This is a genomic window from Amycolatopsis sp. ATCC 39116 (assembly GCF_000231075.2).
Lineage (GTDB): Bacteria > Actinomycetota > Actinomycetes > Mycobacteriales > Pseudonocardiaceae > Amycolatopsis_E > Amycolatopsis_E tucumanensis.
Genome location: NZ_AFWY03000004.1, coordinates 157,212 through 182,484, shown reverse-complemented (window position 1 = coordinate 182,484; position 25,273 = coordinate 157,212). Strand labels below are relative to the sequence as shown.

Genomic DNA, 25,273 nt, shown 5'->3' with positions numbered 1-25,273 from the left:
CTAGACCAATGCTACCCCGGGCGCGGTTCCATCCGGAAAGGGTAGTTTCATCCTGCGCCGGAGGCGCGGTTCGAGGAGGAGTCGGTCATGTTGGAGTCAGCCACGCGCGGTCAGCGCGAACCGAAGTACTGGGCGTTGAAGCAGCATCTGCTCGACCTGCTGGAGACGATGCCGCCGGGTTCGCCGATTCCCACCGAACGCTCGCTGGCCACCGAGTTCGCGGTCTCCCGCACCACGGTGCGGCAGGCCCTGGCGGACCTCACCGCCGAGGGCAGGCTGCACCGGGTGCAGGGCAAGGGCACGTTCGCCGCCGAGCCGAAGCTCGCGCAGCGGCTGCAGCTGTCGTCCTACACGGAGGACATGCGGGCGAAGGGTCGCGAGCCGTCGTCGAAGCTGCTGGAGGTCGAGGAGCTGACGGCCGAGCCCGAGCTGGCGAAGCTGCTCGGCATCCGCAACGGCGCGAAGGTGCTGCGGATGCGCCGTCTCCGGCTGGCCGACGGCGAGCCGATGGCGCTGGAGACCACGCACCTGCCGCTCGGCCGGTTCCGCGGCCTGCGCAAACACGTGTCGGCGGGCGGTTCCCTGTACGCGGTGTTGCGCGAGCACTACGGCGTGGAGATGGACAGCGCCGAGGAGACGATCGAGACCGCGCTGGCCGGGCCGCAGGAGGCGGATCTGCTCGGCGCCGACGTCGGCACCCCGATGCTCCTGCTGTCGCGGCATTCGTTCGCCGCGGACGGCAAACCGGTCGAATTCGTGCGGTCCATCTACCGCGGTGACCGGTACAAGTTCGTGACCACGCTGCGGCGCCCGTAACTCCCCAAGATCCCTTGCGTTGTCAAGGGATCGTTAAGCCCGTCGTGTCCACTGTGGACGTTGAGAGTGGCCTGCGTCACCTTCCGGCAACGCTGGGAGCATCTCAATCGACAAACACGTTGGACACGATGGGGTTAACACGAGAGGGAGAGCGAACACACCGCGATCATGACCGAGGAGAAGGAAGAGAGCGCCGAGAAGAAGTCCGGGCTGTCTCCGGCGCAGGTGGTGGCGTCGGCGCTGGCCGCGGTGACGGCTGCTTTCCTGGGCTCCACGCTGGGGGTGGCGGGCACGGTCATCGGCGCCGGTGTCGCGAGCATCGTGACGACCGTGGGTGGCGAGATCTATCTGCGCTCGCTGCGCAGCACGCGGGCGGCCGCGCGCAAGACGGCCGAGCTGCTGGCCGTGGCCGAGACCCGGCAGCAGACGAAGGTCGTGCCGCCCGCGGTCGCGCCGCGGTCGACGCACCCGTTGATCAGGCACCAGCAGAACGGGGCCGCGCAGCGAAGACCGGCCACGCAGCTGACCGAGATGCCGACGAGGGTCGTGCACCCGATCACGCCACCGCTGTCCGGCGCGACGCGCCGGATGCCGATGGCCGGGCAGGGCGGTTCCGGGGGCGGCGAGAAGACGGTGTTCATCCCGAAGCCGGTGGACCAGCCGGTCGAGGAGGAGGCGCCGCCCGCCGCCGCGAAACCCTGGTGGAAGAGCCGGTGGACGCTCGCGGTCGCGACCAGTGTGGTGGCGTTCGTGGTCGGGATGCTGGCGATCACCGGCTTCGAGGCGGCGACCGGGAGCACCGTGTCCGGCGGCACCGGGACGACGCTGGGCCGGGTGGTCGGCGGTTCCGGCGGCGCCGAGACGACGACCACGCAGGTCACGACGGTCACCGAGAGCTCGACGAGCGAGGACGAGCGGGCGCCGGCGAGCACGAGCAGCGCGCCGACGACGTCGTCCAGCGCCGAGGAGACCGAGTCCCCCGTGACGACGACGCCGAGCACCAGCGTCCAGGAAACGCCGTCCGCCGCGTCCGAAACGGCGACCACGGCACCGAGCAGTCCTTGATCCGAAACCGGCCACAGGCCCTTCGCGAGTTTTCGCGAAGGGCCTGTTTCGTGTCAGCCGGCGAGCAGGACGGCCAGTTCGCGCGGGTCCTCGGGGCCGAGGTGGGGCGCGTCCAGGTCGCGCACGTCGAACCGGTTGCGCGGGGTCGCTTCGTCGGCCTCCCGGATCATCCGGTCCTGCAGCGCGAGGGGGATGGCCCGGTCCCGCGTGCAGCGCAGGTAGGTGCGCGGCACCCGGCCCCACGTCGCCGGGTCGCCGCGCGCGTCACCGGTGGTCAGGGCCCACGATTCGTCGGGCTCCATCGCGTTCAGGGCGGCGCGGAACGTGCTGTCCGCGTAGTCCGCGGCGAGTGCGGCCTTCGCCGCCGCGAGGAACGCGGGGTCCGCCGACCGCCAGTTCGTCCGCGCCACGCCGCTGGCCTGCGGATCCCCGATGCCGGGAATGGCGGGCAGGAGCGAGCCGGCCGCTTCCGGGGCCAGGAAGCAGTCGAGAACGCTGCGCAGGCGGACGCAGCAGAAGGCGGACAGGTAGACCAGCCGGGCGACGAGGCCGGGGACCTGGTTGGCGACGCCGGTGATCGTCGCGCCGCCGAGGCTGTGGCCGACGAGGACCACCGGGCCAAGCGCCGCCGCCCGGCGGACCACGGCGGTGACGTGCGCGACGGTGTCGGCCAGGGTGATCCCCGCGAGCGGTGACGGTTCGGCCGCGAAGACGGCCAGGTCCTGCGGGGTCTGGTAGCTGACCGGGAAGTGTCCCCGCGGACCGTGGCCGGGGAGGTCGACGGCCAGGGCTCGGTGGCCGGCGAGGGTCAGTTCGGCGACCACCGGGGCGAAGGAGCCCGCGTTGCCGTTGGCGCCGTGGACGAGCACGAAGACCGGGTCCGCCGTGATTGCCTTCGGTGGGGTGCAGCCCGCGGCCGCGAGCGCGGTCGTGCCGAGGAAGGCCCGGCGGCCGAGTTCACGCACGGCCGGTCGCCCTGCTGGTTCGGGTGAGTGCGCAGATCAGCAGGATCGCGCCGACGGTGCCGGCCACGTAGTCGAACCAGCCGGGCAAGCCGGCGGCCCGGAGCAGGCCGGCGACGCCGAACGTGGTGTTCCACAGGGCGTCCGTGACGGCCGAGCCGAAGCCCTGGACGAACAGGAGCGTGCCCACGATCCAGCGGGCTTTCTGGGCGTTGGTCATGGCCCCTCCGTTTCCGATGCGACTGCATCGAAACCGTAGCACGATCCGATGCGCTCGCATCGGTACAGTGGCGACATGCCCAGGAAGATCGACCACGACGACCGGCGGCGGCAGATCGCGGACGCCGTGTGCGCGTTGATCAGCCGCCGCGGGCTGGAGGGCGTGAGCCTGCGCGAGGTGGCCGGTGAGGCGGGCGTGTCGATGGGCGCGGTCCAGCGGTGCTTCAGCACCAAGGAGGACATGCTGGTCTTCGCGCAGGAGCACGTGAACCGGCGGATCAGCGAGCGGGCGCAGGCCAGGATCGGCGGTTCCGCGTCACCGGTGACGATGCTCGCGGAGACGCTGACGGCGATGCTCGCGGCCGACGACCCGGTGGAGGCGCGGGTGTGGATGGCGTTCACCGCGCAGTCGGCGGTCGACCCCGCGCTGGCGGAGGTGCAGCGCGGCCACTACGCCGGGCTGGCGGAGTTGCTCGCCGTGTTGTTGCGGGCCGCGCAGGACGCCGGCGAGGTGCGGGCCGGCGTGGATGTCCCGGCGGAGGCGGAGACGCTCATCGCCCTCGCGGATGGCCTCACGGTGCAGATCCTGCTCGGCCGCCGCGCGGCGGAGTCGGCTCGCGCGATGCTGCACGAGCGGCTCGACCGCCTGCGGGTGGCTTGAGAGCCTCCCGCCGGTCTGGGGCCTCCGGTCTGGCTTGACCGCGGCGGAACCACACTCGGCTGCCGCTCGGGCGAGCCAGGGCCGACGAAGGCCCGTGTCAGTCCAGCTGTGCCCGCAGCGGGCGAGTGGCTGCAGCCGGGTCCTCGGTCTCGGTGATCGTGCCTGCCGTGGGCGCCTCGGGCGACCAGTCGAGATGTGTCCGCGGCGCGGGTGGCGGTGATGGCGCGAGCCACGATCCGTGAGGCGGCCGCCGCCAGCTCCTCGGGCAGCCGGTCGCGTGACGGCCGCTGGCTCGCCCGTGTCTGGGCCAGAGAGCCGCGCGCGGGTGGCGGTGAGGGCGCGGCCGTTCGCCAGCGCGTGCGGTCGGGAGCCCGGGGTTCCAGCGTCGAGCTGCCCGGCTCAGTCCAGCTGCGCCCGCAGCGCACGAGCGGCCGCAGCCGGATCCTCGGCCTCCGTGATCGCCCGCACCACCACGATCCGCGTCGCGCCCGCCGCCAGCACTTCCGGCAGCCGCTCGGCGTCGATGCCTCCGATGGCGAACCACGGGCGCGCCGTGCCGAGCGCCGCGGTCGAGCGCACCAAGTCCAGGCCCGGCGCGGGGCGGCCGGGCTTTGTCGGCGTCGGCCAGCAGGGGCCGGTGCAGAAGTAGTCCACACCTTCTTCCACAGCCGCGGCCTCGGCCTGTGGACGGTCGTGCGTCGAGCGGCCGATCACCGGCTCGTCGCCGATCACCCGCCGCGCCAGCGGCACCGGCAGGTCGTCCTGCCCCAGGTGCAGCACGTCGGCGTCGACGGCCGCCGCGATGTCCGCCCGGTCGTTCACCGCCAGCAGCGCCCCGTGCCGCGCGCACGCCTCCGCCAGGATCTCCAGCGCGGCCAGCTCCTGACGGGCCTCCAGCGGCGCCCCGTCCCGCTTGTCCCGCAACTGGATGATGTCCACGCCGCCGGCCAGTGCGGCGTCGGCGAACTCGGCCAGGTCCGGCCGGTCCCCGGTGCACAGGTAGAGCCGCGCCGCGTCGAGGCGTTTCCTGATCTCGTCACCACTGAGCCCTGGCATGGCCTGAACCCTATCTCGCACGTTAGGGTGGAGGTGTCCGCACGGGAGCCCGAGCCACGGGCTGAGAGGGAGCTGCCAGCGCTCCGACCGTGGAACCTGATCCGGATCATGCCGGCGCAGGGAGCGTGATTCTCATGAGCAACCAGCACGTGGCCGTCGTCGGCGGCGGGGTCATCGGCCTGTCCGTGGCCTGGCGCGCCGCGGCGGCCGGGCACCGCGTCACCGTCGTCGACCCCGCGCCCGGCCGCGGCGCGTCCTGGGTCGCCGGCGGCATGCTGGCCCCCGTCACCGAGGCCTGGCCCGGCGAGGAGGACTCCCTCGCTCTCGGCGAGGAGTCCCTCAGGCGCTGGCCCACGTTCGCGCAAGCGCTTGCGGCAGACGGCGGCGACCCGGGGCTGTCCCGGGCCGGCACGATCGTCGTGGCACTGGACCGGGCCGACGCCGACCAGCTGGACATCCTCGCCGGCTACCTGCGGTCGGTCGGCCGCGAGGTCGAGCAGGTCACCGGCCGCAGGCTGCGCTCGCTCGAACCCGGGCTCGGCGCGGTGCGCGGCGGCCTGCTCGTGCCCGGCGACCTGGCGGTCGACAACCGAAAGCTGCTCCGCGCCCTCGAAGCCGCCGCGCTCGAGCACGGCGCCGAGTTCACCGGCGACGAGGCGGTGGCTGTCGAGCCCGGCCGCGTCCGCACGGCCCACTGCGAGGTCCGGTGCGACGTCGTTGTCGTCGCCGCCGGCGCGCACAGCGCCCGGCTGCACCCGGTGCTCGCGCGAGGTGTCCGTCCGCTCAAGGGCGAGATCCTCCGCCTGCGCGCGCGGCGCACGAGCCTGCCACCGCCCACGCGCACGGTGCGCGCCGTCGTCGAGGGGCGACCGGTGTACCTCGTGCCGCGCGAAGGCGGCGAGCTGGTCCTCGGCGCGACGCAGTACGAGGCCGGTTTCGACGACACCGTGAGCGCCCGCGGCGTGCGTGAGCTGCTCGAAGGCGCCGAGCGGATCTTCCCCAGCGTCGACGAGTACGAGCTGATCGAAACCGCGGCCGGGCTGCGCGCGGCCAGCACCGACACGCTCCCGTTCATCGGTGACCTCGGCGACGGCGTCCTCGCCGCGACCGGTCACCACCGCAACGGTCTGCTCATGGCGCCGGTGACCGCCGACGCCGTCGTGGCTTGGCTGGCCGGGGAGAAACCGCCCGAGGAGGCGCTCGCGGCGGACCCGGCCCGGCTCGGAACAGGAGGGGTCTGATGGAAGTGCAGGTCAACGGGCAGTGGCGGGAGGTCCCCGACGACGCGACGGTGACCGACGTGCTCAAGGCGGTCGACGCGCCCGAGCGCGGCGTCGCGGTCGCCCTCAACGGCGAGGTCGTGCGCCGCGGCGAGTGGACGGCCAGGACCGTCCCCGCGGGCGCGCGGCTGGAGATCCTGACGGCGGTGCAAGGTGGGTGAGGTCATGTTCGACGGCGACCAGCTCGTGATCGGCGAGCACAAGCTCGGGTCACGGCTGATCATCGGAACCGGTGGCGCGGCGAACCTGTCGGTGCTGGAACGGGCGCTCGTCGCGTCCGGCACCGAGCTGACGACGGTCGCGCTGCGCCGCGCGGACGCCGAGGGCGGTTCTGGCGTGCTCGACTTGCTGCGCCGCCTCGGCATCCGGCTCCTGCCGAACACCGCGGGCTGCCGCAGCGCCGCGGAGGCCGTGCTGACCGCGCGCCTGGCCCGCGAGGCGCTGGAGACCGACCTGATCAAGCTCGAGGTGCACGCCGACGACCGGACGCTGCTGCCCGACCCGGTCGAGACGCTCGACGCGGCCGAGCAGCTCGTCGCCGACGGCTTCACCGTGTTCGCCTACACGAACGACGACCCGGTGCTCGCGCTGCGGCTGGAGGAGGCCGGGTGCGCCGCGGTGATGCCGCTGGGCGCGCCGATCGGCACCGGGCTGGGCATCCGCAACCCGCACAACATCGAGCTGATCGTGGCCCGCGCGGGCGTGCCGATCATCCTCGACGCGGGCATCGGCACGGCCTCCGACGCGGCCCTCGCGATGGAGCTGGGGTGCGACGCGGTGCTGCTGTCCACGGCGGTGACCAGGGCGCAGGACCCGGAGCGGATGGCGTACGCGATGCGCTCGGCGGTGGTCGCCGGGCGGCTGGCCCGGCAGGCGGGCCGGATCCCGCAGCGGTTCTGGGCGCACGCGTCCAGCCCGCCGCGCTGAAAAACCCGGCTTCACCTCGGTTTGCCGCGGCGAGCACGTATGGTTTAGCGCACCCGAGCGGTCGGCGAGGCGAAGGAGCTCGAGAGTGGTTGAGTCAACCGAGGACGTCGCTGGGCGGTTGTTCCTCGCCGTCGGCCGGCTGTCCCGGTCGCTGCGGCAGGCAGGCACACCCGGGCCCGGCCACGGCTCCATTTCCGCGCTGTCGACGCTGGTCGCCTTCGGGCCGATGCGGCTCGGCGACCTGGCGGCGAAGGAGGGCGTGGCGGCCGCGACGATGTCGCGGATAGTCGCCTCGCTGGTCGACGCCGGCTGGGCGAGCCGCGAGCCCGACCCGATCGACCGGCGCGCCTGGCTGGCGACGGCCACCCCGCAGGGCGAGCGGATGCTGCTGGACCTGCGGTCGACGCGGGTGCACGAGCTGCAGAAGCGGATCGACCGCCTGTCGCCGGAGCACCAGGCCGCGCTGGGTCAGGCGCTGCCGGCGCTGGAGGCGTTGCTGGCCGGCGACGAGAGCTGACCCGCGCCCGGGATGCGCGGTGGCTGGGAGGCGCCGCTCGCGGCCGGGGGTGCTGAATTCGCGCCCGGAGAGCGGGCTCGCGCCGGGGAGAGCGGAACTCGCGCGCGGGTGCTGAATTCCCGCCTGGGAGTGCGACTCCGCCCGAGAGCGTGGGACCCGCGGGAACCCGCGCCCCGGAGCGTGGGCCCCATGGACCGGAGCGCAGACCTCCCAGCCCTGAGCCCGAAACCCGCGGGTGTGGGAACCTCGCGGCTCAGCGATCCTCCGGCGCCAGCCTCCAGAACGCCGACACCGGGCCGACCTTCGCGCCCATCGGGTAGGAGTTCGCGACCGCGTTGCTGACGAACCACTTCCCGAACCGCGCGGCCTCCGGCATCGACATGCCCCGCGCCAGGCCCGCGGTCAGCGCCGACGCCATCGCGTCCCCCGCGCCGTGCGTGTGCGGCGTGGAGAACCGCGGCCCGGGCAGTTCGACGAACGTGCGGCCGTCGTAGAGCAGGTCCACGCACTCCGGGTCGCTGGTCAGGTGACCGCTCTTCACCAGCACGTACTTCGGCCCGAGCTCCTTCAGCGCCACCGCCGCGTCGTGCATGCCCGCGCGGTCGGTCACCTCGATCCCGGTCAGCAGGCGCACCTCGTCCAGGTTGGGCGTGATCACCGCGGCCCGCGGCAGCAGCAGGTCCCGCAGCGCGGCCAGCCCGGCCGCGTCGAACAGCGGGTGCCCGTGCATCGACGCGGCCACCGGGTCGACCACGAACGGCACCTTCGAGTCCCGCCCGATCTCCGCCCGGTCGCACGCCTCCGCGACCGCCTCGATGATCTCCGCGGAGGCCAGCATGCCGGTCTTCGCCGCCTGCATGCCCATGTCCGCGGCCACGGCCTCGATCTGCCCGGCCACGATCCGCGCCGGGATGTCGGACCGGTCGTGCACGCCGAGCGTGTTCTGCACGGTCACCGCCGTGACCGCGACCAGGCCGTGCACCCCGCAGGTCAGGAACGTGCGCAGGTCCGCCTGCAACCCCGCGGCACCACCGGAGTCGGATCCGGCGATGGTCAGGGCGGCAGGCGGACTCGCGTTCTGGCTCATGCCCCCAGTGTCGCAAACCCGCCGATCAAGCGAGCCGCCAGAACGGGGACACCGGCCCGACGCCCTCGCCCAGCGGGTACGCCTCGGCCACGCACCGCTCGATGAACCGCTTGCCCTCGTCCACCGCGTCCGGCACCCCGAGCCCCTTGGCGAGGAACGCGGTGATCGACGAGGCCAGCGTGTCGCCGCCGCCGTGCGTGTGCGGCGTGTCGATCCGCCGCGCGGACAGCTCGATGAACTGCACGCCGTCGGACAGCAGGTCGACGCACTCCGGGTCGTCGTAGAGGTGCCCGCCCTTGACCAGTACCCACATCGGACCGAGGGCCAGCAGCGCCCGTGCCGCGTCGCGCTGGCTGGCCCTGTCGGTGACCTCGACGCCGGTGAGCAGCCGGACCTCGTCCAGGTTCGGGGTCACCAGCGTGGCGCGCGGGAACAGCTCCGTGCGGATGGCTTCCAGCGCCTCCTCACGCAGCAGCGCGTCCCCGTGCATCGACGCCGCCACCGGGTCCACCACGAACGGCACGTCCGCGTTGCGTCCGATGTGGACCTCGTCGAGCGTCTTGGCGACGGCGGTGATGATCTCCGCCGTCGCCAGCATGCCGGTCTTGGCCGCGTCCACGCCCATGTCCCCGGCAACGGCCTTGATCTGCGCCGACACGACGTCCGGCGGGATCTCGGTGAAGCCCTGCACACCGACGGAGTTCTGCACGGTGACCGCGGTGATCGCGGTCATCCCGTGCACCCCGCAGGCGAAGAACGCCCGCAGGTCGGCCTGGATCCCCGCCCCACCGCCGGAATCGCTCCCGGCGATGGTCAGCGCGGTCTTCGGGGTGACGCTCATTACGGCTGGACCACCGGGAGGTAGACCTGCTTGCCGTTCTCGGCGAACTCGGCCGACTTCTCCTGCATCCCGGCCTCGATCGCATCCACAGTGGACAGCCCGTGCTCCTCGGCGTACTTGCGGACGTCCTGGGTGATCCGCATGGAGCAGAACTTCGGCCCGCACATCGAGCAGAAGTGCGCCGTCTTGGCGGGCTCGGCGGGCAGTGTCTCGTCGTGGAACGAGCGCGCGGTGTCCGGGTCGAGCGAGAGGTTGAACTGGTCGGTCCAGCGGAACTCGAAGCGGGCCTTGGACAGCTCGTCGTCCCAGTCCTGGGCGTACTGGTGGCCCTTGGCGAGGTCAGCGGCGTGCGCGGCGATCTTGTACGCGATCACGCCCGCCTTCACGTCGTCCCGGTTGGGCAGGCCCAGGTGCTCCTTCGGCGTCACGTAGCACAGCATCGCCGTGCCGTACCAGCCGATCTGCGCCGCGCCGATGGCGGAGGTGATGTGGTCGTAGGCAGGCGCGATGTCCGTCGTGAGTGGACCGAGCGTGTAGAACGGGGCCTCGCCGCAGAGCCGTTCCTCCAGCTCCACGTTCTCCTTGATCTTGTGCATCGGCACGTGGCCGGGGCCTTCGATCATCACCTGGACGTCGTGGGCGCGCGCGATGTGCGTGAGTTCGCCGAGCGTCTCCAGCTCCGCGAACTGGGCGCGGTCGTTGGCGTCCGCGATCGAGCCGGGGCGCAGGCCGTCGCCGAGCGAGAACGTCACGTCGTAGGCGCGCAGGATCTCGCACAGCTCCTCGAAGTGCGTGTACAGGAACGACTCCTTGTGGTGCGCCAGGCACCACGCGGCCATGATCGAACCGCCGCGGGAGACGATGCCGGTCACCCGGTTCGCGGTCAGCGGGATGTAGCGCAGCAGCACGCCGGCGTGCACGGTCATGTAGTCCACGCCCTGCTCGCACTGCTCGATCACGGTGTCCCGGTAGACCTCCCAGGACAGCTTGGCCGGATCGCCGTCCACCTTCTCCAGGGCCTGGTAGATCGGCACCGTGCCGACCGGCACCGGGGAGTTGCGCATGATCCACTCGCGCGTTTCGTGGATGCGCTTGCCGGTGGACAGGTCCATGATCGTGTCGGCGCCCCAGCGGGTCGCCCACACCATCTTGTCGACCTCCTCCTCGACCGACGACCACACGGCCGAGTTGCCCATGTTCGCGTTGACCTTCACCAGGAAGTTCTTCCCGATGATCGCGGGCTCGCTCTCCGGGTGGTTGCGGTTGACCGGGATGACCGCCCGGCCCGCGGCGACCTCGTCGCGCACGAACTCGGGCGTGACCCGCTCGCGCGCGGCGATGAACTCCATCTCGCGGGTGATCACGCCGGCCTTGGCGAAGCCCAGCTGCGTGTTGTGCTCCCGGTTCGCGATCCAGTCGGCACGCAGCGGCGCCAGTCCACTGTGGACGTCGATCGTGACGTCGGGGTCGGTGTACGGGCCGGAGGTGTCGTAGACGTCGAAGTGGTCGCCGTTGGTCAGCTCGATGCGGCGGGCCGGGACCTTCAGCCCGTTTTCGGTGTGGTGGTAGACCTTCCGGGATCCGGTGATCGGCCCGGTGGTCACGGTCGGCGCGACGTTCTTGCCGTTTTCCAGCGTCGTCACTAGAAATACTCCCTACGCCGGCATTACCCGGTCAGGTTCAGCGGTCGGCGGCGCCGGGTCCCAACGGACACCAGCCGCCCTCTCAGCCCGCCAAGGCGCGAGCTCCCGCGTGTTCGGTTGTCCGTCCGACCATGCCACGTCGCGCGGCAGACCTCAAGAGCACGACGGTGAGACCGCTCACCCGCGCTGGAGTTTCACACCGGTGTCAGCCCCTAGGTTGACGATCATGCGAACCACGGCCGCGCTGATCGCGCTCGGCGCCTGTCTCTTCGTGGTCGTCACGGCGGAGACGCTCGTGATCGGACTGCTGCCCGCGTTGTCGGCCGACCTGCGGGTGCCGGTGCCCTCGGCCGGCCTGCTCGTGGCCGGGTACGCGCTGACGGTGACCATCGGCGGTCCGCTCGTGACCGCCGCGACCCTGCGGGTGCCGCGCAAGGCGGCGCTGCTCGGGCTGGTCGCGGTGTTCGCGGCGGGCAACGCGCTCGCGGCGAGCGCGACCGGGTTCGGCGTGCTGCTGGCCGCGCGGGTCGTCACCGCGCTGACGCACAGCACGTTCTTCGCGATCGCGCTCGTGCTGGCCGCGTCGATGGTCCACCCGTCGAAGCGCGGGTGGGCCATCGCGTTCGTGTCGACCGGGCTGAACCTGGCGACCGTCCTCGGCGCGCCGCTGGGCACCCTCGCGGGTGAGGCGTACGGGTGGCGGACGTCGTTCTGGTTGCTGGCGGCCGTGGCGCTGGCCGCGATGGCGGCGGTGGCGCTGCTGGTGCCCGCCGCCCGGACCGCGGAACCGCCGCGGCTGGGACCGGAGCTGCGGGCGCTGGTGACGCGGCCGGTGCTGGTGCTGCTGGCGGTGACGCTGGTGACGGAGACCGGGTTCTTCGTGGCCTACACCTACCTGTCGCCGATCCTCGGCCGGATCTTCCCGCCCGGCGGGGTGGTCGTGCTGCTCATGGTGTTCGGCGCCGGGGCGCTGTGCGGGAACCTGGCCGGTGGGCGGCTCGCGGACCGGTGGCCGTGGGCTTCGCTGCGGGCGCTCATCTCGGTGCTGGCGGCGGCGATGGTCCCCTTCGCGGCGATCGCTTCGGTGCGAGCCGGGGCGGTAGTCGGCGTGTTCGCACTGGGCGCGGTGGCGTTCGCGCTGGTCCCCGGGTTGCAGACGCGGGTGGTGGTGGCCGCCGCCGGAGCGCCGACGCTGGCGGTCGCGGTCTACACGTCGATCTTCAACCTGGGCATCAGCGCGGGCGCGTGGCTGGGCGGGCGCGCGTTGTCGGCCGGTGCCGCGCTGGGCGCGTTGCCGCTGCTGGGGGCGGCCGGCGTGCTCGGCGGGCTGGCCGTGTCGGCTCTCCACCGCGCCCGAGCTCTTCAGTCCGGCCGGCGCAGCCCGGCGACGAGCATGCCGACCAGGCGGCGCGCGTCGTAGGGGTGCTTGCTGCTCGCGCCCGCACAGAGACCGCCGATGCCGCGCATCAGCTCGTACGCGTCGAGGCCGTCGCGGATCTCGGCCGACGCGGCTTCGAGCAGCTGTGTGCAGACCGGGACGAGCCGCTCCAGGAAGTACGAGTGCAGCGGGTCGTAGCAGGGGTCGTCGGACTGCAGCACGGCGGGCAGGCCCTGCTTGGTGATCACGAAGTCCACGAACCGGTCGAGCCACTCCGCCAGGGCGGCGTACGGCGTCGCGCTCGCGGCGAGCAGCGCCGGACCGGCCTCGGCGAGCGCTTCCACCTGGTGCCGGTAGACCGCGATGATCAGGTCCGCCCTGGTGGGGAAGTGGCGGTAGATCGTGGCGGTCCCGACGCCCGCCTTGGCCGCGATGTCGCGGATCGGCGCCTCCACCCCGGACGCGACGAAGACCGCGGCCGCCGCGTCGAGCAGGGCTTTCTGGTTGCGCCGCGCGTCGGCCCGCTTGGGTGCGCTGTCGTCCACGCCGTCCATTCTCCCACCCGGTGGTAGCTAAGCGGGACACTGTCCCGTATGTTAACCGGGACAGTGTCCCGTTTCTGATCGGAGTGAACGATGACGACCTACCTGCTGGTGCACGGCGCGTGGCACACCGGGGAGTGCTGGACGCGGGTGACGCCGTTGCTGGAGGCGGCCGGGCACCGCGTGCTCGCGCCGACGCTGACCGGCTACGGCGACACGGTGCACCTGGCCGGGCCCGAGGTCGGCCTCGACACGCATGTCGCGGACGTGACCGGGCTGATCCGCGCGGAGGACCTCACCGACGTCGTGCTCGTCGGGCACAGCTACGCCGGGCTGGTGATCTCGTCGGTGGCGAACGAGTTGCCGGACCGGATCGCGCGGCTGGTGTACCTGGACGCGATGGTCCCGGAGGACGGCGAATCCGCGGCGGACGTCCTGCCCGTCACCCAGGGGCTGATCGACCTGGCGCTGGCCTCCGAAAGCGGCTGGCGCGTCCCGCCGATGCCCGAGCTGCCGCCGCCGGCCGGCCTGTTCGGCGTCACGGATCCTGATGACATCGCCTGGCTGCGCACGATGCTGTCCGACCAGCCGGTGCGCTGCCTGCAGCAACCGGTGCGGCTGGACAACCCGGCGACGCGGGCGATCCCGCGGACGCACATCCACTGCACGGTGAAACCGGAGGGCTTCTCGCGCCGCCCCGTGCCCGCCGTGCAGCCCAACGGAACGCCCGCGGAGGTCTGGGAACTGCCCACGGGCCACGACTGCATGATCACGACGCCGGTGGAGCTGAGCGAGCTGCTGCTGAAGCTCGCCTGAAGGCCGCGGACTGACGTGCCGGACCGCGGTTGACCACGGGAAACGCCCTTCTAGGCTGCGGCACGTGGGCGACTGGGAGACCCGGCTTCGCGAGTGGCAGAACCTCGACGTGCCGGAGGGCTGGCGGGCGGAGATCACCGCGGCAGGGGTGACGTTGACGCCGCTCGTCGACAACGGGCACAGCAGGATCGCTGCGTCGGTCCATCGCGCCTTGGTGCGGGCGGTCCCGGAGGACCGGGCCATCGTGCAGAAGCTCGGCGTCTCCATTCGGGGCGCGAGCCGGCTCTACGTGCCCGGCCTGGTCGTGGTTCCGCACCACGAACTGCTGTCGCGCCCGGACAACGTGCCCGTTCCGGCGGAGGCCGCGGAACTGGTGGTGGAGATCGTCTCCCAAGGGAACGCCCGCACGGATTGCGTCGAGAAGCTCTGGGCCTACGCCCAGGCGCCGGTGCCCCTCTACCTCCTGATCGACCGGTACGCCAAGCCGAAGCCGTCGGTCACCCTGTTCTCGGATCCCGTCGACGGGCACTACCGCCGCTCGGAGCAGGTGTCCTTCGGCGAGGAGATCCGCCTGCCCGCGCCGTTCGACCTCGTGCTCGCGACCGCGGCCTTCTAACTCACCAGCTCGCTCGGCGTCGCGAACACGTCGACCATCGCGCCGTTCCTCAGCACCGTGATGGCCAGCCTCGTGCCGATCACCTCGGCGAACAGCTGCCGCTGGATGTCCTGCGCGTCCGTGATCCGCGAGCGCCCCACGGTCAGCACCAGGTCGCCCGGCCGCAGCCCCGCCCGTTCGGCCGGCCCGCCGCGCACCACCTCCACGATCCGCAGCCCCGCGCGCTGCCCGGTGTGCTCGGCGACCTCGTCCGGCAACGGCGCCGGCACCCCGACCACCCCGAGGTACGCGCGCCGCACCCGGCCCTCCACCAGCAGCGTGTCGATGATCCGCCGGGTGGTCTCGTTGATCGGCACCGCCAGACCGAGGCCGAACCCGGCGACCGCCGTGTTGACGCCGACCACCCGGCCCGCCGAGTCCGCCAGTGCGCCGCCCGAGTTGCCCGGGTTCAGCGCCGCGTCGGTCTGGATCACATTCTCGATCACGCGCCCAGCGCTGCGGGTGCGCACCGGCAGCGACCGGCCCAGCGCGCTGACCACGCCCGCGGTCACCGAACCGGCGAGCCCGAGCGGGCTGCCGATCGCCACCACGAGCTGCCCGACAACCAGCTTGTCCGCGTCGCCCATCCGGGCCGCGCTCGGCGCTTCCGACGCGCGCAGCACGGCCAGGTCCGACAACGGATCCGCGCCGACCACCGTGAACCGCGCCTCGGTGCCGTCCGAGTACGTCGCCGTGCCGTGCGTGCCGCCGCCGACCACGTGCGCGTTCGTCACCAGGTGCCCGTCGTCGGCGAACACGACCGCCGAACCACTGCCCCGGGACAGCCGCACGCTCGCCACGTGCGGCGTCACCTCGGCGGCCACCGTGCTCACCGAGCGTGAGTAGGCGTCGAGGGCATCGGTGTCATCCACCGCCACCACCACCCCGCGATTACACGATTACATCAATAACCAGTGTGCGCTCGCGGGCACGCGGAAGCCGCCCCGTTCACCGAGGGCGAAAGCTCACTCCGAGCCGGGCAGCCAGGACAGACCGGGCACGCCCCACTTGTTGCGCTTGAGCATGCGCTTCGCGTCGCGCGCGTGGCGCCCGACCAGGCGGTCCAGGTAGATGTAGCCGTCCAGGTGGTCGGTCTCGTGCTGCAGGCAGCGCGCGAAGTACCCGGTGCCCTCGACCTCGATCGGGTTGCCGTCGAGGTCGAAGCCGGTGACCTTGGCCCAGCTCGCCCGCCCGGTCGGGTACGACTCGCCGGGCGCGGACAGGCAGCCCTCCCAGTCGTCGTCGGGGTCGGGCATGGTCTCCGGGATCTCGGAGGTCTCCAGCTTCGGGTTGACCACCAGGCCCTTGTGCCGCACACCCTGGTCGTCGGGGCAGTCGTAGACGAAGACACGCAGGTCGACGCCGATCTGGTTGGCCGCCAGCCCCACCCCTTCGGCGGCGTACATGGTCTCGAACATGTCGTCGGTGAGGGTGCGCAGCTCGTCGTCGAACTTCTCCACCTCGCGGGTGGGGTTGTGCAGCACCGGGTCGCCGGCGATCCGGATCGGGTGGATGGTCACAATCCGCGATCGTACCCAGCGGACGAGCCGTGACGCGCCGGGCCGTGATCCCACAACCGGACCCTCGACCCGTGGTTGAATGGCGCCCGCGGGATCACAACCGTGTGGTTTGCGACTTGAGGAGTCAGATGGACGCCGCGGAGTCGATGGCCGGAGGCGACCGGCCGTCGCCCGAGCCCACCGGCGACGAGGGCGGGCTCACGCCCCGTGAGCTCAAGGTGCTGGCGTTCGAACGCCAGTGGTGGCGCTACGCGGGGGCCAAGGAACAGGCCGTCCGCGAAGAGTTCGGCCTCTCGCCCACCCGGTACTACCAGCTGCTCAACCAGCTCCTCGACAAAGAGGAAGCGATGCGCGCCGACCCGATGCTGGTGAAGCGGCTGCGCAAGATGCGCTCCGCGCGGCAGCGCAAACGGGTCGCCCGGCGACTGGGGATCGAAGCGCTATGAACTTTCTGCAGGGCCTGTCCCGCCCGCTGCGCCTGGCCGGTGTGGTGCTGATCGGGGTCGCTCTCGTGGCGGTCGTGATCGGCGGCATCACCGCGCTGAACGGCGACGGGGACAACGGCCAGACCGCGGCGCCGAGCCCGACGGCCACGGACGGGACGACAGCGCCCACCGAGACCACGGGCGCGACCCCCACTGAGCCGACACCGCCGAGCCCGGTCCCGCCGACCTCCGAAACGCCGCCGCCGGGCCAGCCGACGGACACCGCGACCCCGGGCGGGCCCGGTGGCACGGCGACCCAGCCGGGCGGCACGACGGGCGCCCCTGGCGCGGGCGACGGCGGAGCGGCCGCCGACCAGACCGCCGCCAAGTGGGTGCCGGTGCGGGTCTACAACAACAGCACGATCCACGGCCTGGCCGCCCGCGCCGCCAACGAGCTGCGCGCGAACGGCTGGAACGTCGTCGAGGTCGGCAACTACCCGCAGGGCATCATCCCGACGACGACGGTGTACTACACGCCGGGCACGGACGAGGAGACCGCGGCGCGCTCGCTGGCCACCGCGTTCGGCATGAAGGTCGAGCCGCGGTTCGACGGCATCCAGGACGCGAGCCCGGGTGTCATCGTGATCGTCACCAACGACTACAAGGGCTCGCAGGTCAAGGGTTCCTGAACCCGGGTTTCCGGAAAGGGCGGCCGGCGCTACCGGCCGCCCTTTCCGCGTGTCAGGCCCGGTTCTTCGCGTAGGCCTCCAGCGCGGCCAGCTGCGCCGGGTCCAGCGAGGGCCGCACCGCCTTGCGCGCCGTCTCCAAGTGCGCCGCCGTGACCTCGGCGGCCTCCAGCGACTCGCGCATCGCGGTGAGCGCGGCCTCCCGGATCAGCGCCGCGCAGTCCGCCGCCGAGTAGCCGTCCAGGCTCGCCGCCACCTCGTCCAGGTCCACATCGGACGCCAGCGGGGTGTGGCGGGCGGTGGCGCGGAGGATGTCGGCCCGCGCCTGCGCGTCCGGCGGCGGCACGTACACCAGCCGCTCCAGCCGCCCGGGCCGCAGCAGGGCCGGGTCGACCAGCTCGGGCCGGTTGGTCGCGCCGAGCACGACCACGTCCCGCATCGGCTCGACCCCGTCCAGCTCGGTGAGCAGCGCGGCGACCACCCGGTCGGACACCCCGGAGTCACCGGACTGGCCGCGGCGCGGCGCGAGCGCGTCGATCTCGTCCAGGAACACCAGCGACGGCGAGGCGTCGGCGGCCTTGCGGAACAGCTCCCGCACCGCCCGCTCCGACTCGCCGACCCACTTGTCCAGCAGCTCGGCGCCCTTGACCGCGAACACGTTGAGCGCGCCGGTGCCGGCCAGCGCCCGCACCAGGAACGTCTTGCCGCCACCGGGCGGCCCGTACAGCAGCACCCCGCGCGGCGGCGCGATCCCCAGCCGCGCGAACGAGTCCGGGTACCGCAGCGGCCACAGGACCGCCTCCGTCAGCGACTGCTTGACGTCGGTCATGTCGCCGACGTCCTCCAGCGTCAGCCCGCCGGTCGCCAGGCTGTCCGAAGTGGACATCGAGATCGGGCGAACCGACTGCAGGGCGTCCAGCAGGTCCTGCTGCGAGATGCGCGGCTCCTCGACGTCCCGCTGCCGCAGCGCGGCACGCACCGCGGCGTCCCGGCGCAGCGCCAGCAGGTCCGCGGCCACGAAACCCGGTGTCCGGTCGGCGATGCCGCCGAGGTCCACAGTGGATTCCAGCGGCACGTCGCGCAGCAGCACGCGCAGCAGCTCGGTGCGGATCCGGGCGTCCGGCTGCGGGATGGCCAACTCGCGGTCGAGCAGGTCGGCCGCGCGCAACCGCGGGTCACAGGCCTCCGGGCGAGCGGTGGTGGCGACCACCGCGAGGTCCGGGCGCGTCAGCGCGCCACGCAGCTCGTCGAGCACCACGGTCGCGACGGGCGGCGGCTGCGTCGCCGGCAGCAGCGTGTCGATGTCGGTGAGCAGCAGCACCGCCGGACCGCCCGCGGCGGCCTGGTCGATCGCCTCACGCAGCCGGGTGGCGATCGCGTTCGGCTCCAGCACGGCGATCGACGGCGCGGCCAGCGTGACCAGGCGCAGGTCCTCGGCCGCGGCGACCGACCGGACGAGCGTCGTCTTGCCCACGCCCTCCGCGCCGGACAGCAGCACCCCCAGCCGGGCCGAGGTGCCCAGCCGGGCCAGCAGGTCGGGGCGGCGGAACGTCAGGTCGACCCACTCGGCCAGCGTGCGGGCCTGGTCCTGCGCGCCGCACAGGTCGCTGACCGGCGGGGCGGGCTCCTCCGGTTCGGCGATCACCTCGGGTTCCACGCGCGGGGCCACCGTCGCCGGTGCGCTCGACCGTGCGCTCGACTGGACGCTCGACTCGGCGCTCGACTGGGCGCCGTCCCGCCAGCTGACCACGGTGGACGGGCAGATCACGACCGGTCCGCCGGGTTCGGTCGCCGTGACCGTGAGCAGTTCGGTGGTCCAGCCGGCGCCGATCGCGCGGGACAGCTGGCCGCGCACGGTCGTCACGTCCGAGCCCGGCGCGGGGGCGAGGTCCTGCGGGAGGAGCGACACCGCGTCGCCGACCGTGAGGACCTTCCCGGTGAGCGCGAGCCGGAGCGTGTTCGGCGACACCGACGCGCTGGCCAGCCGCGACCCGGCGACGGTGACCGAGCGGGCCTGCGTGACGTCCGCGGGCGCGACCACGACCTCCGAGCCCTCGGTGACGCCGAGGTTGGACAGGGTGACGTCGTCGGCGAAGACGAACCCGGGCGTCCCGGACGCGTCGCCGGGCGCGGCGAGCGCGGCGCTCACCCGGGCGCCGGTGAGGTGCACGGCGTCCCAGGCGCGCAGGCCGAGCGCGTCGAGGACCTCCGGATGCAGGCGGACGATGCCGCGCCGGGTGTCGAGTGCGGACGGCGTGTGCCGGATGGTCAACGTGATCTGGGGCGCGCTCACGCCCTCACTCTAGGGCGAGCGCGGCCGGAAGGGTGCCGAACGCGCGGTTGACGAGTACCGGCAGCAGGTCCCGCTCGCCGGACGGGCTCCACTCGGCGAGCGCGCAGTTCCACGTCCCGACCACGACCTCGACCAGCAGCCGCAACTCGAGATCGGGGCCGCCGCCGAGGACGCGGACGATCTCGGACTTGACCTCCGCGCAGTACCGCAGCGAGTGCGCGTGCAGCGCGGCGCAACCCTCGGTCAGCCGGACCGTCGGCAGGAACTGCCGGTACCAGTGGTCGTCCAGCCTGCCGAGGGTCGTCAGCAGGGCGTCCTTCAGCACGCCGAGCAGCGGCCCGGACGGCGGCCGCTCCGCGAGCACACCGAGGTAGGTCTCCCACAGCTGCTTGATCGCGGTGAGCGCGACGTCCTCTTTGGACGAAAAGTTGCGGAAGAACGTCCGCTTGGAGACCTCGACCGCGTCGACCAGCTCGTCGAGCGTGGTCGCGTCGAAGCCGCGCTCGGTGAACATGGCGACGGCGGTCTCGGCCAGCGCCTGGCGCGTGCGCAGCTTCTTGCGTTCCCGCAGCGGGAGTGACTGCTCGGTCGTGGTCATCGCGATCAGTCTAGTTGATGCGCCTTGATGGCAAGTGCCACTCAGTGGCACTATGGGCGCAAGATCGCTTTCGGAGGAGAGAACATGCGTGCGCTCGTCGTCGACCGATCCGCGGAATCCCGGCTGGTGCTGGCCGAAGCGCCCGATCCGGTGCCCGCGCCGGACGAGGCCCTGGTGCGGGTCGAGGCCGTCTCGCTCAACTACGGCGAGGCCTTCATGGTGGACACCGGCCAGCTGCCCGAAGGGAGCGTGCCGGGCTGGGACGCGACGGGCGTGGTGGTGCGGGCCGCCGCCGATGGCTCGGGACCGGCCGCCGGAACGCGTGTGATCACGCTCGGCATGACCGGCGCCTGGGCCGAACTGCGGGCCGTGCGGACCACCGCGATCGGCACCGTGCCGGAGGGGGCGGACGGCGGCGCGATCAGCACGATCCCGGTGGCCGGGCTGACCGCGCTGCACGTGCTGCGGCGGTTCGGGCAGACCCTGGGCAAGCGAATCATGATCACCGGGGCGTCCGGCGGCGTCGGCCGCTTCGCGGTGCAGCTCGCGGCTCGGGCGGGCGCCGAGGTTGTCGCGGTCAGCGCGGATCCGGCTCAGGTGAGCGTGCTCGAAGCGCTCGGGGCGCACGAGGTGATCAAGCACCCGGCCGAGGTGAGCCGGCCCGTCCACGGCGTGCTCGACAACGTGGAGGGCGAGCAGATGGTGGCCGCGTTCACGGCGTTGCGCGCCGGCGGACGGTTGGTCAGCGTCGGGCATTCGGCGGGGGAGGACGTCGTGTTCCCGGTCGGCGCGTTCGTGCCCACCGACGGCCGCCACGACCGGTCGATCAGCACGTTCTTCCTGCTCGCCGACCCGCGGACCGACTTCACCGAGGACCTCACCTGGCTCGCCACCGAGGTGGCCGGGGGCCGCCTCGACGCCGGGATCACCTGGCGCGGCGACTGGTCCCGGCATGCCGAGGCGACCGCGGCGCTGCTCGGTCGCCGGCTGCGCGGCAAGGCTGTCCTGGAACTCAGCTGACGCGGGCGCCCCACCGGTCGAGGTAGGTGATCTCCTCGACCGGTGGCCGCGCGGCGGGCTGGAAGTCCTTCTGCGTCGTGTAGGCGACCGGCAGCAACGCGACCTGGGTGAAGCCCTCGGAGATGCCGAGGAGGCGCGCGACCTCCTCCTCGTGGCCGAACAGGTGGAAGCCGGTGATCGTGCTGCCGAGGCCGCGGGCGCGCAGCGCGAGTTGGAAGCTCCGGATCGCCGGGTCGATCGACCCGTAGAACCCGGTCAGCTCCGTCCGGCCGCCCGGCCAGGCAGGCGAACGCGAGCGCCGGGACGCGGTGGATGTTGTCCAGCAGGAACTTCGCCGACGCGAGCGAGCGCGGCGCGACCAGGTGGCCGTACTGGCGCTGGGCGGCTTCACCCACCTCGCGGACCGGCCCGGCGACGCGGGCCTTCAGCTCCGGGTCCCGGACGACGAGCCAGCGGATCGCGTCCAGCTGGTTGCCCGCGATCGGCGCCTGCATCACGACGCGCAGGCCTTCGGTGATCACCTCCTGCTCCACCGGCCGTCCAGGTCCAGCTTCCGCCGCACCGAGCGGGTGGTGGTCAGCAGCTCGTCCGCGTCCATCTGCGCACAAGCAGGACCTGCTGGACGGCATCGCGGCGCGGGTCTTCGAGCAGGTCGAGCGGCTGCGCGCGCTCGGGCTCAACGCGTTCGAGACGCTCAACCGCCACCCGGCCGTCGAGTGGTTCCGCCGCACCGTGACGCCGCAGCGGCACCCGAACCTGCACCGCGTGATGCCCGCCCTGGCCGGCATCGACGGCGTGCAGGACTTCCGCTACCAGCTCGACCTGTTCGTCCGGGGCCTGCGCTAGCGGTTGCGCTGGCGCAGGCCGATGCGGCGCCAGCTGCGGCGGCGGGAGCGGTCCTGGCTCTCGGCGGCCGGGTACGTGCGCACCCCGCGCACCACGTGGTCCGGCGTCCGGCGGACGCCGAGCCGCTGGTTGCCCGCCACGCGGATCCGCGGCCGCCGCAGGCGCAGGCGGCTCGTGCTGCGCCGGATCGCCCGGCGCTCGCGCAGCGGCACGCCCCACGCCTCGGGGTGGTTGGCCAGCCACTGGTAGCGCCGCACCGCGTACGGGATGTGCGCCAGGTACAGCAGCAGCGCGACGGCCAGCGCGATCAGCGGGTACTGGATGATCGCCGCCGCCGCGAGACCGACCCCGACCAGCAGCGGCGCGGCGGCCTTCGCGGGCACCTTGACCGACTTCAGCGACAGCGTCGGCAGCCTGCTGATCAGCAGCAGCGCGATCGCCACCGTCCACACGTAGACGACCGGCGCCGACGACCACCAGCCCTCGCCGAACTCCAGCGTCAGGATCACCGGCATCAGCGCGCACAGGCCACCCGCGGGCGCGGGCACGCCGACGAAGAACTCCTTCGCGTACGGCGGTTTCTCCACGTCCAGGAGCGTGTTGAAGCGGGCCAGCCGCAGCACGATGCACACGGCGAAGGTCAGCGACACGATCCAGCCGATGCCGGAGGTGTCACCGAACCAGATGTAGAGCACGAGCGCCGGGGAGACACCGAAGGAGATCGCGTCGGACAGCGAGTCCAGCTCGGCGCCCATCTTCGACGTCGCGTCGAGCAGCCGGGCGATGCGGCCGTCCAGGCTGTCCAGGACGGCCGCGACGCCGATCGCGCCGATCGCCAGCACGAACTGCCGGTTGAGCGCGAACTGCGCGGCGGACAGGCCCGCGCACAGCGCGAGGACCGTGATCGCGTTGGGCAGCAGCCGCACCGACGGAGTCATCACCCGGACCATGATCAGGCTCCTCGCTCCGGCAGCGCAGCCAGGGGCGTCTCGCCGCCGATCGTCCGCTGGCCCTTGCGCACCAGCACCTCGCTGCCCGGCGGCAGGTAGATGTCCACCCGCGAGCCGAACCGGATCAGGCCGTAGGTGTCCCCGGCCTGGACCTTCTCGCCGTCGGCGACCTGGCACAGGATGCGGCGCGCGACCAGCCCGGCGATCTGCACGACCACCAGCTCGTGCCCGGCCTCGGTGCGCAGCAGCACCGAGTTGCGCTCGTTGTCGTCGCTGGCCTTGTCCAGGTCGGCGGAGAGGAACTTGCCCGGGCGGTAGGCGACGCGCTCGACCACCCCGGTGGCCGGCACGCGCTGCACGTGCACGTCGAAGACCGAGAGGAAGACGCTGACCCGCATCCGCGGTTCGGCGGGCAGGCCCAGCTCCGCGGGCGGCGTGGCCTCCTCGATCAGCGAGACGATGCCGTCCGCCGCGGCGAGGACGAGGTCGTCCCGCTCCGGCGGCACGCGCTTCGGCTCGCGGAAGAACGCGGCGGTCGCCAGGGTCGCCAGCGCGCCGACGGCGCCCAGCGGCTTCCAGGCCCGCCGCAGCAGCAGCGTGGCCGCGACCCCGCCGGCGACGAACGGCCGCCCGGCGGGGTGCATGGGTGGCAAGGTCTCGCGCGCGAGGTTCAGGGCATGGGTGATCGGATTGCTCGCCTTGTCCGGCGCAGTGCTGCTCATCGAAGCGGTGTCCCGATTGGTTCGTGTCCAAGGTGTGACCGGTCCGTGACGCCAGGCCAGGCGTGCCGATTCGCCGATCCGGGTATCCACGCTACCGCCAGGTCTGCGTGGCCCGTTCCGCATCCCGCCGAACGGGCCCCCGAGCGGGGCGGGCGTTGCTGACAATTCGTGGCGACGGCCGATGCAGACCGTAGTAACAGCAGAGAGGAACCGTCATGTCGGCCCCGGAGCGCATCCGTGAAGAGCGCCTTTCCGAGCTGTTCCAGGCATGGCGTGCGGACATCGACAGTGTTCCGCTACCCCGGCTGGTGTCCACCGAAACCGCGGTCGCGCTGGTGCGCTGCGCGCGAGCTCTCGATTCGTCGCGCCGGGCCGCTGAACCCCCCGACGGCCCAGCGGCCCGGCGTGACGGGCTGGTGCCGTAGGGGGTGAATCTTAGCCTCCGCAAGCGAATCAGTAACCAGTCGTAGGTCAACTGTTACAAGAAGTCACACTGAGGTACCAGTCGGCAGGAGCAGCACGTCCACCTCGCTGCCCTCCGGCGCGTCGACCACGTCCTCCGGCAGCTCGATCAGGCAGTTGGCCTGCGCGAACGCGGCCAGCAGGTGCGAGCCGGGGCCACCGCGCGGGCCGACCTCGCCGGTCACCTCGCCGTCGTGGTGCGAGTAGAACCCGCGGCGGAACTGCCGCCGCCCGGCGGGCGAGCGCAGGGACTCGGTGAGCCGCGCCCGCACCCGCAGCCGGTCCACCTGACGGTGGCCGAGCGCGGTGAGGATCGCGGGCCGCAGGAACACCTCGAACGACACCAGCACGCTCACCGGGTTGCCGGGCAGGGTCACCACGGGCACCCCGTGCCACCGGCCGTTGCCCTGCGGGCCGCCCGGCTGCATCGCCACCTTGACGAACTCGACGCCCGCGCCGGTCAGCGAGTCCTTCACCACCTCGTAGGCGCCCGCGCTGACCCCGCCGGAAGTCACCACCAGGTCGGTGTCCGCCAGCCGTGGCTCGATGGCCGACCGGAACTCCTCGACGTCGTCGACCACGCTGCGCACCACCTCGACCCGGCAGCCCAGCGCGCGGATCGCGGCGGCCAGCATGATGCTGTTCGACTCGTAGATCTGCCCGTGCCGCAGCTCCTGGGGCGGGGTCACCAGCTCCGAGCCGGTCGACACCACGAGCACCCGCAGCGGCGCGTGCACGGTCAGCCGGTCCAGGCCGACCGCGGCGGCCAGCCCGAGCTGCGCCGGCCCGAGGACGGTGCCGGCGTGCAGCGCGACCGTGCCCGCGGTGACGTCCTCGCCCGTGCGGCGCAGGTGCGTGCCGACCGCGGCCGGTTCCCGGATGGACACCTTCTCGATGCCGCCGTCGGTGTCCTCGACCTTCACCACGGCGTCCGCGCCCGGCGGCATCGGCGCGCCGGTCATGATGCGGTGCGCGGTGCCCGGCAGCAGCGGCGGCACGTCGGTGCGCCCGGCCGGGATGTCCTCGGCGACCGGCAGTTCGACCGGGGTCGCGGCGGTGGCGGAGGCGACGTCGACCGCGCGCACCGCGTAGCCGTCCATGGCCGAGTTGTCGAACGGCGGCAGCGAGACGCCCGCGGGGACGTCCTCGGCCAGCACCAGCCCGGGGCACTCGGCCAGCGGGAGCGCGGTCGCCGCGGCGGTGCCGAGCAGCTCGGTGACGGCGGCGCGGTAGGTGTCGACGGAAATCACGCGGACCATCCTGCCTCGCCGGGGTGGCCGTGCAAC

The 25,273-nt window shown here is 72.7% G+C and carries 30 protein-coding genes and 2 riboswitches; of the genes, 15 read left to right on the top strand and 15 right to left on the bottom strand.

Annotated features, from left to right (window positions below):
* Positions 1 to 87: 87 nt before the first annotated feature.
* Entirely contained in the window at positions 88 to 816 is a 729-nt protein-coding gene (locus AMY39116_RS0307035; RefSeq protein WP_017985323.1) for a GntR family transcriptional regulator, read from the top strand.
* A gap of 168 nt (positions 817 to 984) precedes the next feature.
* A complete protein-coding gene (locus AMY39116_RS0307030) occupies positions 985 to 1,881 on the top strand; it encodes a hypothetical protein (RefSeq protein ID WP_020416985.1) in 897 nt (298 codons plus the stop codon).
* 53 nt (positions 1,882 to 1,934) lie between these two features.
* Here the strand turns inward: AMY39116_RS0307030 and AMY39116_RS0307025 are convergent, their stop codons facing one another.
* Together AMY39116_RS0307025 and AMY39116_RS42340 are read right to left on the bottom strand one after the other, a co-directional pair.
* Positions 1,935 to 2,846, bottom strand: coding sequence for an alpha/beta hydrolase (locus AMY39116_RS0307025; RefSeq protein ID WP_020416984.1), 912 nt, complete (start codon positions 2,844 to 2,846; stop codon positions 1,935 to 1,937).
* A complete protein-coding gene (locus tag AMY39116_RS42340; RefSeq protein ID WP_020416983.1) occupies positions 2,839 to 3,063 on the bottom strand; it encodes a hypothetical protein in 225 nt (74 codons plus the stop codon). Before AMY39116_RS42340 ends, AMY39116_RS0307025 begins: the two co-directional genes overlap by 8 nt.
* A 75-nt stretch (positions 3,064 to 3,138) precedes the next feature.
* Between AMY39116_RS42340 and AMY39116_RS0307015 the strand changes: the two genes are divergently transcribed.
* The gene (locus AMY39116_RS0307015) at positions 3,139 to 3,723 is read left to right on the top strand and encodes a TetR/AcrR family transcriptional regulator (RefSeq protein WP_020416982.1); all 585 of its coding nucleotides are present in this window, start codon (positions 3,139 to 3,141) and stop codon (positions 3,721 to 3,723) included.
* Between the two features lie 399 nt (positions 3,724 to 4,122).
* Here AMY39116_RS0307015 and thiE read toward each other — a convergent pair whose 3' ends face one another.
* Positions 4,123 to 4,779, bottom strand: coding sequence for a thiamine phosphate synthase (gene thiE, locus AMY39116_RS0307010; RefSeq protein ID WP_020416981.1), 657 nt, complete (start codon positions 4,777 to 4,779; stop codon positions 4,123 to 4,125).
* Between the two features lie 31 nt (positions 4,780 to 4,810).
* Positions 4,811 to 4,919, top strand: a riboswitch (TPP riboswitch).
* Between thiE and thiO the strand changes: the two genes are divergently transcribed.
* From thiO to AMY39116_RS0306990, 4 genes are all read left to right on the top strand, one after another.
* Entirely contained in the window at positions 4,914 to 6,020 is a 1,107-nt protein-coding gene (gene thiO, locus AMY39116_RS0307005; RefSeq protein WP_020416980.1) for a glycine oxidase ThiO, read from the top strand. It overlaps the preceding riboswitch by 6 nt.
* Positions 6,020 to 6,220: a sulfur carrier protein ThiS gene (gene thiS, locus AMY39116_RS0307000; protein WP_020416979.1), complete on the top strand. Its 201-nt coding sequence runs from the start codon at positions 6,020 to 6,022 to the stop codon at positions 6,218 to 6,220. The genes thiO and thiS overlap by 1 nt, the downstream gene beginning before the upstream one ends.
* 4 nt (positions 6,221 to 6,224) lie before the next feature.
* Positions 6,225 to 6,986 carry a thiazole synthase gene (locus AMY39116_RS0306995; protein ID WP_051123488.1) on the top strand — a complete coding sequence of 254 codons (762 nt, stop codon included), beginning with the start codon at positions 6,225 to 6,227 and terminating at the stop codon, positions 6,984 to 6,986.
* An 85-nt stretch (positions 6,987 to 7,071) separates the two neighbouring features.
* Positions 7,072 to 7,503 carry a MarR family winged helix-turn-helix transcriptional regulator gene (locus AMY39116_RS0306990; protein WP_020416977.1) on the top strand — a complete coding sequence of 144 codons (432 nt, stop codon included), beginning with the start codon at positions 7,072 to 7,074 and terminating at the stop codon, positions 7,501 to 7,503.
* A 253-nt stretch (positions 7,504 to 7,756) separates the two neighbouring features.
* Here AMY39116_RS0306990 and thiD (AMY39116_RS0306985) read toward each other — a convergent pair whose 3' ends face one another.
* The 3 genes from thiD (AMY39116_RS0306985) to thiC all read right to left on the bottom strand — a co-directional run bounded on the left by thiD (AMY39116_RS0306985) (position 7,757) and on the right by thiC (position 11,074).
* Positions 7,757 to 8,590: a bifunctional hydroxymethylpyrimidine kinase/phosphomethylpyrimidine kinase gene (gene thiD, locus AMY39116_RS0306985; protein ID WP_020416976.1), complete on the bottom strand. Its 834-nt coding sequence runs from the start codon at positions 8,588 to 8,590 to the stop codon at positions 7,757 to 7,759.
* Positions 8,591 to 8,615: 25 nt separating this feature from the next.
* Positions 8,616 to 9,431, bottom strand: coding sequence for a bifunctional hydroxymethylpyrimidine kinase/phosphomethylpyrimidine kinase (gene thiD, locus AMY39116_RS0306980; RefSeq protein ID WP_020416975.1), 816 nt, complete (start codon positions 9,429 to 9,431; stop codon positions 8,616 to 8,618).
* Positions 9,431 to 11,074, bottom strand: coding sequence for a phosphomethylpyrimidine synthase ThiC (gene thiC / locus AMY39116_RS0306975; protein ID WP_020416974.1), 1,644 nt, complete (start codon positions 11,072 to 11,074; stop codon positions 9,431 to 9,433). The genes thiD (AMY39116_RS0306980) and thiC overlap by 1 nt, the downstream gene beginning before the upstream one ends.
* Positions 11,067 to 11,193, bottom strand: a riboswitch (TPP riboswitch). Its footprint overlaps the gene before it by 8 nt.
* 107 nt (positions 11,194 to 11,300) lie before the next feature.
* On the opposite strand from thiC, the gene AMY39116_RS0306970 reads away from it, so the two are divergent.
* Entirely contained in the window at positions 11,301 to 12,494 is a 1,194-nt protein-coding gene (locus tag AMY39116_RS0306970; protein ID WP_020416973.1) for an MFS transporter, read from the top strand.
* Here AMY39116_RS0306970 and AMY39116_RS0306965 read toward each other — a convergent pair.
* The gene (locus AMY39116_RS0306965) at positions 12,437 to 13,006 is read right to left on the bottom strand and encodes a TetR/AcrR family transcriptional regulator (RefSeq protein ID WP_020416972.1); all 570 of its coding nucleotides are present in this window, start codon (positions 13,004 to 13,006) and stop codon (positions 12,437 to 12,439) included. The genes AMY39116_RS0306970 and AMY39116_RS0306965 overlap by 58 nt on opposite strands.
* Positions 13,007 to 13,087: 81 nt before the next feature.
* Between AMY39116_RS0306965 and AMY39116_RS0306960 the strand changes: the two genes are divergently transcribed.
* Both AMY39116_RS0306960 and AMY39116_RS0306955 read left to right on the top strand, forming a co-directional pair.
* Entirely contained in the window at positions 13,088 to 13,810 is a 723-nt protein-coding gene (locus tag AMY39116_RS0306960) for an alpha/beta fold hydrolase (RefSeq protein WP_020416971.1), read from the top strand.
* Between the two features lie 64 nt (positions 13,811 to 13,874).
* Positions 13,875 to 14,426, top strand: coding sequence for a Uma2 family endonuclease (locus tag AMY39116_RS0306955; protein WP_020416970.1), 552 nt, complete (start codon positions 13,875 to 13,877; stop codon positions 14,424 to 14,426).
* Here AMY39116_RS0306955 and AMY39116_RS0306950 read toward each other — a convergent pair.
* Both AMY39116_RS0306950 and AMY39116_RS0306945 read right to left on the bottom strand, forming a co-directional pair.
* A complete protein-coding gene (locus AMY39116_RS0306950; protein WP_039791290.1) occupies positions 14,423 to 15,337 on the bottom strand; it encodes a S1C family serine protease in 915 nt (304 codons plus the stop codon). The two genes, AMY39116_RS0306955 and AMY39116_RS0306950, sit on opposite strands and share 4 nt — an antisense overlap.
* Before the next feature lie 93 nt (positions 15,338 to 15,430).
* Complete coding sequence (locus AMY39116_RS0306945) at positions 15,431 to 15,985, bottom strand: peptide deformylase (protein ID WP_017985307.1); 555 nt, start codon at positions 15,983 to 15,985, stop codon at positions 15,431 to 15,433.
* Positions 15,986 to 16,113: 128 nt separating this feature from the next.
* On the opposite strand from AMY39116_RS0306945, the gene AMY39116_RS0306940 reads away from it, so the two are divergent.
* Positions 16,114 to 16,431, top strand: coding sequence for a DUF3263 domain-containing protein (locus AMY39116_RS0306940; RefSeq protein WP_020416968.1), 318 nt, complete (start codon positions 16,114 to 16,116; stop codon positions 16,429 to 16,431).
* Positions 16,428 to 17,099: a LytR C-terminal domain-containing protein gene (locus AMY39116_RS0306935; protein WP_020416967.1), complete on the top strand. Its 672-nt coding sequence runs from the start codon at positions 16,428 to 16,430 to the stop codon at positions 17,097 to 17,099. The genes AMY39116_RS0306940 and AMY39116_RS0306935 overlap by 4 nt, the downstream gene beginning before the upstream one ends.
* A 52-nt stretch (positions 17,100 to 17,151) precedes the next feature.
* Here AMY39116_RS0306935 and AMY39116_RS0306930 read toward each other — a convergent pair whose 3' ends face one another.
* Both AMY39116_RS0306930 and AMY39116_RS0306925 read right to left on the bottom strand, forming a co-directional pair.
* Positions 17,152 to 19,389: an AAA family ATPase gene (locus AMY39116_RS0306930; protein WP_020416966.1), complete on the bottom strand. Its 2,238-nt coding sequence runs from the start codon at positions 19,387 to 19,389 to the stop codon at positions 17,152 to 17,154.
* Between the two features lie 4 nt (positions 19,390 to 19,393).
* Positions 19,394 to 19,987 (bottom strand): TetR/AcrR family transcriptional regulator, encoded by a 594-nt coding sequence (locus AMY39116_RS0306925; protein ID WP_020416965.1) that lies wholly within the window; start codon positions 19,985 to 19,987, stop codon positions 19,394 to 19,396.
* 84 nt (positions 19,988 to 20,071) lie between these two features.
* Here AMY39116_RS0306925 and AMY39116_RS0306920 point away from each other — a divergent pair, with 84 nt between their 5' ends.
* A complete protein-coding gene (locus AMY39116_RS0306920; RefSeq protein WP_020416964.1) occupies positions 20,072 to 21,007 on the top strand; it encodes a zinc-binding dehydrogenase in 936 nt (311 codons plus the stop codon).
* Here AMY39116_RS0306920 and AMY39116_RS42335 read toward each other — a convergent pair.
* Positions 21,000 to 21,398, bottom strand: a complete 399-nt coding sequence (locus AMY39116_RS42335) for a nitroreductase family protein (RefSeq protein WP_369794297.1) — start codon at positions 21,396 to 21,398, stop codon at positions 21,000 to 21,002. The two genes, AMY39116_RS0306920 and AMY39116_RS42335, sit on opposite strands and share 8 nt — an antisense overlap.
* Before the next feature lie 122 nt (positions 21,399 to 21,520).
* On the opposite strand from AMY39116_RS42335, the gene AMY39116_RS48055 reads away from it, so the two are divergent.
* Positions 21,521 to 21,853 carry a hypothetical protein gene (locus AMY39116_RS48055; protein ID WP_162146027.1) on the top strand — a complete coding sequence of 111 codons (333 nt, stop codon included), beginning with the start codon at positions 21,521 to 21,523 and terminating at the stop codon, positions 21,851 to 21,853.
* Here the strand turns inward: AMY39116_RS48055 and pssA are convergent.
* Positions 21,850 to 22,803 (bottom strand): CDP-diacylglycerol--serine O-phosphatidyltransferase, encoded by a 954-nt coding sequence (gene pssA / locus AMY39116_RS0306905; RefSeq protein WP_020416962.1) that lies wholly within the window; start codon positions 22,801 to 22,803, stop codon positions 21,850 to 21,852. The two genes, AMY39116_RS48055 and pssA, sit on opposite strands and share 4 nt — an antisense overlap.
* Before the next feature lie 2 nt (positions 22,804 to 22,805).
* Positions 22,806 to 23,525 carry a phosphatidylserine decarboxylase gene (locus AMY39116_RS0306900; RefSeq protein WP_020416961.1) on the bottom strand — a complete coding sequence of 240 codons (720 nt, stop codon included), beginning with the start codon at positions 23,523 to 23,525 and terminating at the stop codon, positions 22,806 to 22,808.
* A 215-nt stretch (positions 23,526 to 23,740) separates the two neighbouring features.
* On the opposite strand from AMY39116_RS0306900, the gene AMY39116_RS42330 reads away from it, so the two are divergent.
* Positions 23,741 to 23,950, top strand: a complete 210-nt coding sequence (locus tag AMY39116_RS42330; RefSeq protein ID WP_037322861.1) for a hypothetical protein — start codon at positions 23,741 to 23,743, stop codon at positions 23,948 to 23,950.
* Between the two features lie 63 nt (positions 23,951 to 24,013).
* Here AMY39116_RS42330 and glp read toward each other — a convergent pair whose 3' ends face one another.
* Positions 24,014 to 25,237, bottom strand: coding sequence for a gephyrin-like molybdotransferase Glp (glp, locus tag AMY39116_RS0306890; RefSeq protein WP_020416960.1), 1,224 nt, complete (start codon positions 25,235 to 25,237; stop codon positions 24,014 to 24,016).
* Between the last annotated feature and the right edge of the window lie 36 nt (positions 25,238 to 25,273).

What these genes read in the sequence shown, in the direction of transcription:
- AMY39116_RS0306900 (WP_020416961.1), bottom strand. Translation starts at nt 23,525, where the DNA reads ATGAGCAGCACTGCGCCGGACAAGGCGAGCAATCCGATCACCCATGCC.
- AMY39116_RS0306940 (WP_020416968.1), top strand. Translation starts at nt 16,114, where the DNA reads ATGGACGCCGCGGAGTCGATGGCCGGAGGCGACCGGCCGTCGCCCGAG.
- AMY39116_RS0306995 (WP_051123488.1), top strand. Translation starts at nt 6,225, where the DNA reads ATGTTCGACGGCGACCAGCTCGTGATCGGCGAGCACAAGCTCGGGTCA.
- AMY39116_RS42330 (WP_037322861.1), top strand. Translation starts at nt 23,741, where the DNA reads ATGTCGGCCCCGGAGCGCATCCGTGAAGAGCGCCTTTCCGAGCTGTTC.
- AMY39116_RS42340 (WP_020416983.1), bottom strand. Translation starts at nt 3,063, where the DNA reads ATGACCAACGCCCAGAAAGCCCGCTGGATCGTGGGCACGCTCCTGTTC.
- AMY39116_RS0307030 (WP_020416985.1), top strand. Translation starts at nt 985, where the DNA reads ATGACCGAGGAGAAGGAAGAGAGCGCCGAGAAGAAGTCCGGGCTGTCT.
- AMY39116_RS0306925 (WP_020416965.1), bottom strand. Translation starts at nt 19,987, where the DNA reads ATGACCACGACCGAGCAGTCACTCCCGCTGCGGGAACGCAAGAAGCTG.
- thiD (WP_020416975.1), bottom strand. Translation starts at nt 9,431, where the DNA reads ATGAGCGTCACCCCGAAGACCGCGCTGACCATCGCCGGGAGCGATTCC.
- AMY39116_RS0306960 (WP_020416971.1), top strand. Translation starts at nt 13,088, where the DNA reads ATGACGACCTACCTGCTGGTGCACGGCGCGTGGCACACCGGGGAGTGC.
- thiD (WP_020416976.1), bottom strand. Translation starts at nt 8,590, where the DNA reads ATGAGCCAGAACGCGAGTCCGCCTGCCGCCCTGACCATCGCCGGATCC.
- AMY39116_RS0306920 (WP_020416964.1), top strand. Translation starts at nt 20,072, where the DNA reads ATGCGTGCGCTCGTCGTCGACCGATCCGCGGAATCCCGGCTGGTGCTG.
- AMY39116_RS0307035 (WP_017985323.1), top strand. Translation starts at nt 88, where the DNA reads ATGTTGGAGTCAGCCACGCGCGGTCAGCGCGAACCGAAGTACTGGGCG.
- pssA (WP_020416962.1), bottom strand. Translation starts at nt 22,803, where the DNA reads ATGGTCCGGGTGATGACTCCGTCGGTGCGGCTGCTGCCCAACGCGATC.
- thiO (WP_020416980.1), top strand. Translation starts at nt 4,914, where the DNA reads ATGAGCAACCAGCACGTGGCCGTCGTCGGCGGCGGGGTCATCGGCCTG.
- thiE (WP_020416981.1), bottom strand. Translation starts at nt 4,779, where the DNA reads ATGCCAGGGCTCAGTGGTGACGAGATCAGGAAACGCCTCGACGCGGCG.
- AMY39116_RS0306965 (WP_020416972.1), bottom strand. Translation starts at nt 13,006, where the DNA reads ATGGACGGCGTGGACGACAGCGCACCCAAGCGGGCCGACGCGCGGCGC.
- AMY39116_RS0307015 (WP_020416982.1), top strand. Translation starts at nt 3,139, where the DNA reads ATGCCCAGGAAGATCGACCACGACGACCGGCGGCGGCAGATCGCGGAC.
- AMY39116_RS0306970 (WP_020416973.1), top strand. Translation starts at nt 11,301, where the DNA reads ATGCGAACCACGGCCGCGCTGATCGCGCTCGGCGCCTGTCTCTTCGTG.
- AMY39116_RS0306935 (WP_020416967.1), top strand. Translation starts at nt 16,428, where the DNA reads ATGAACTTTCTGCAGGGCCTGTCCCGCCCGCTGCGCCTGGCCGGTGTG.
- thiS (WP_020416979.1), top strand. Translation starts at nt 6,020, where the DNA reads ATGGAAGTGCAGGTCAACGGGCAGTGGCGGGAGGTCCCCGACGACGCG.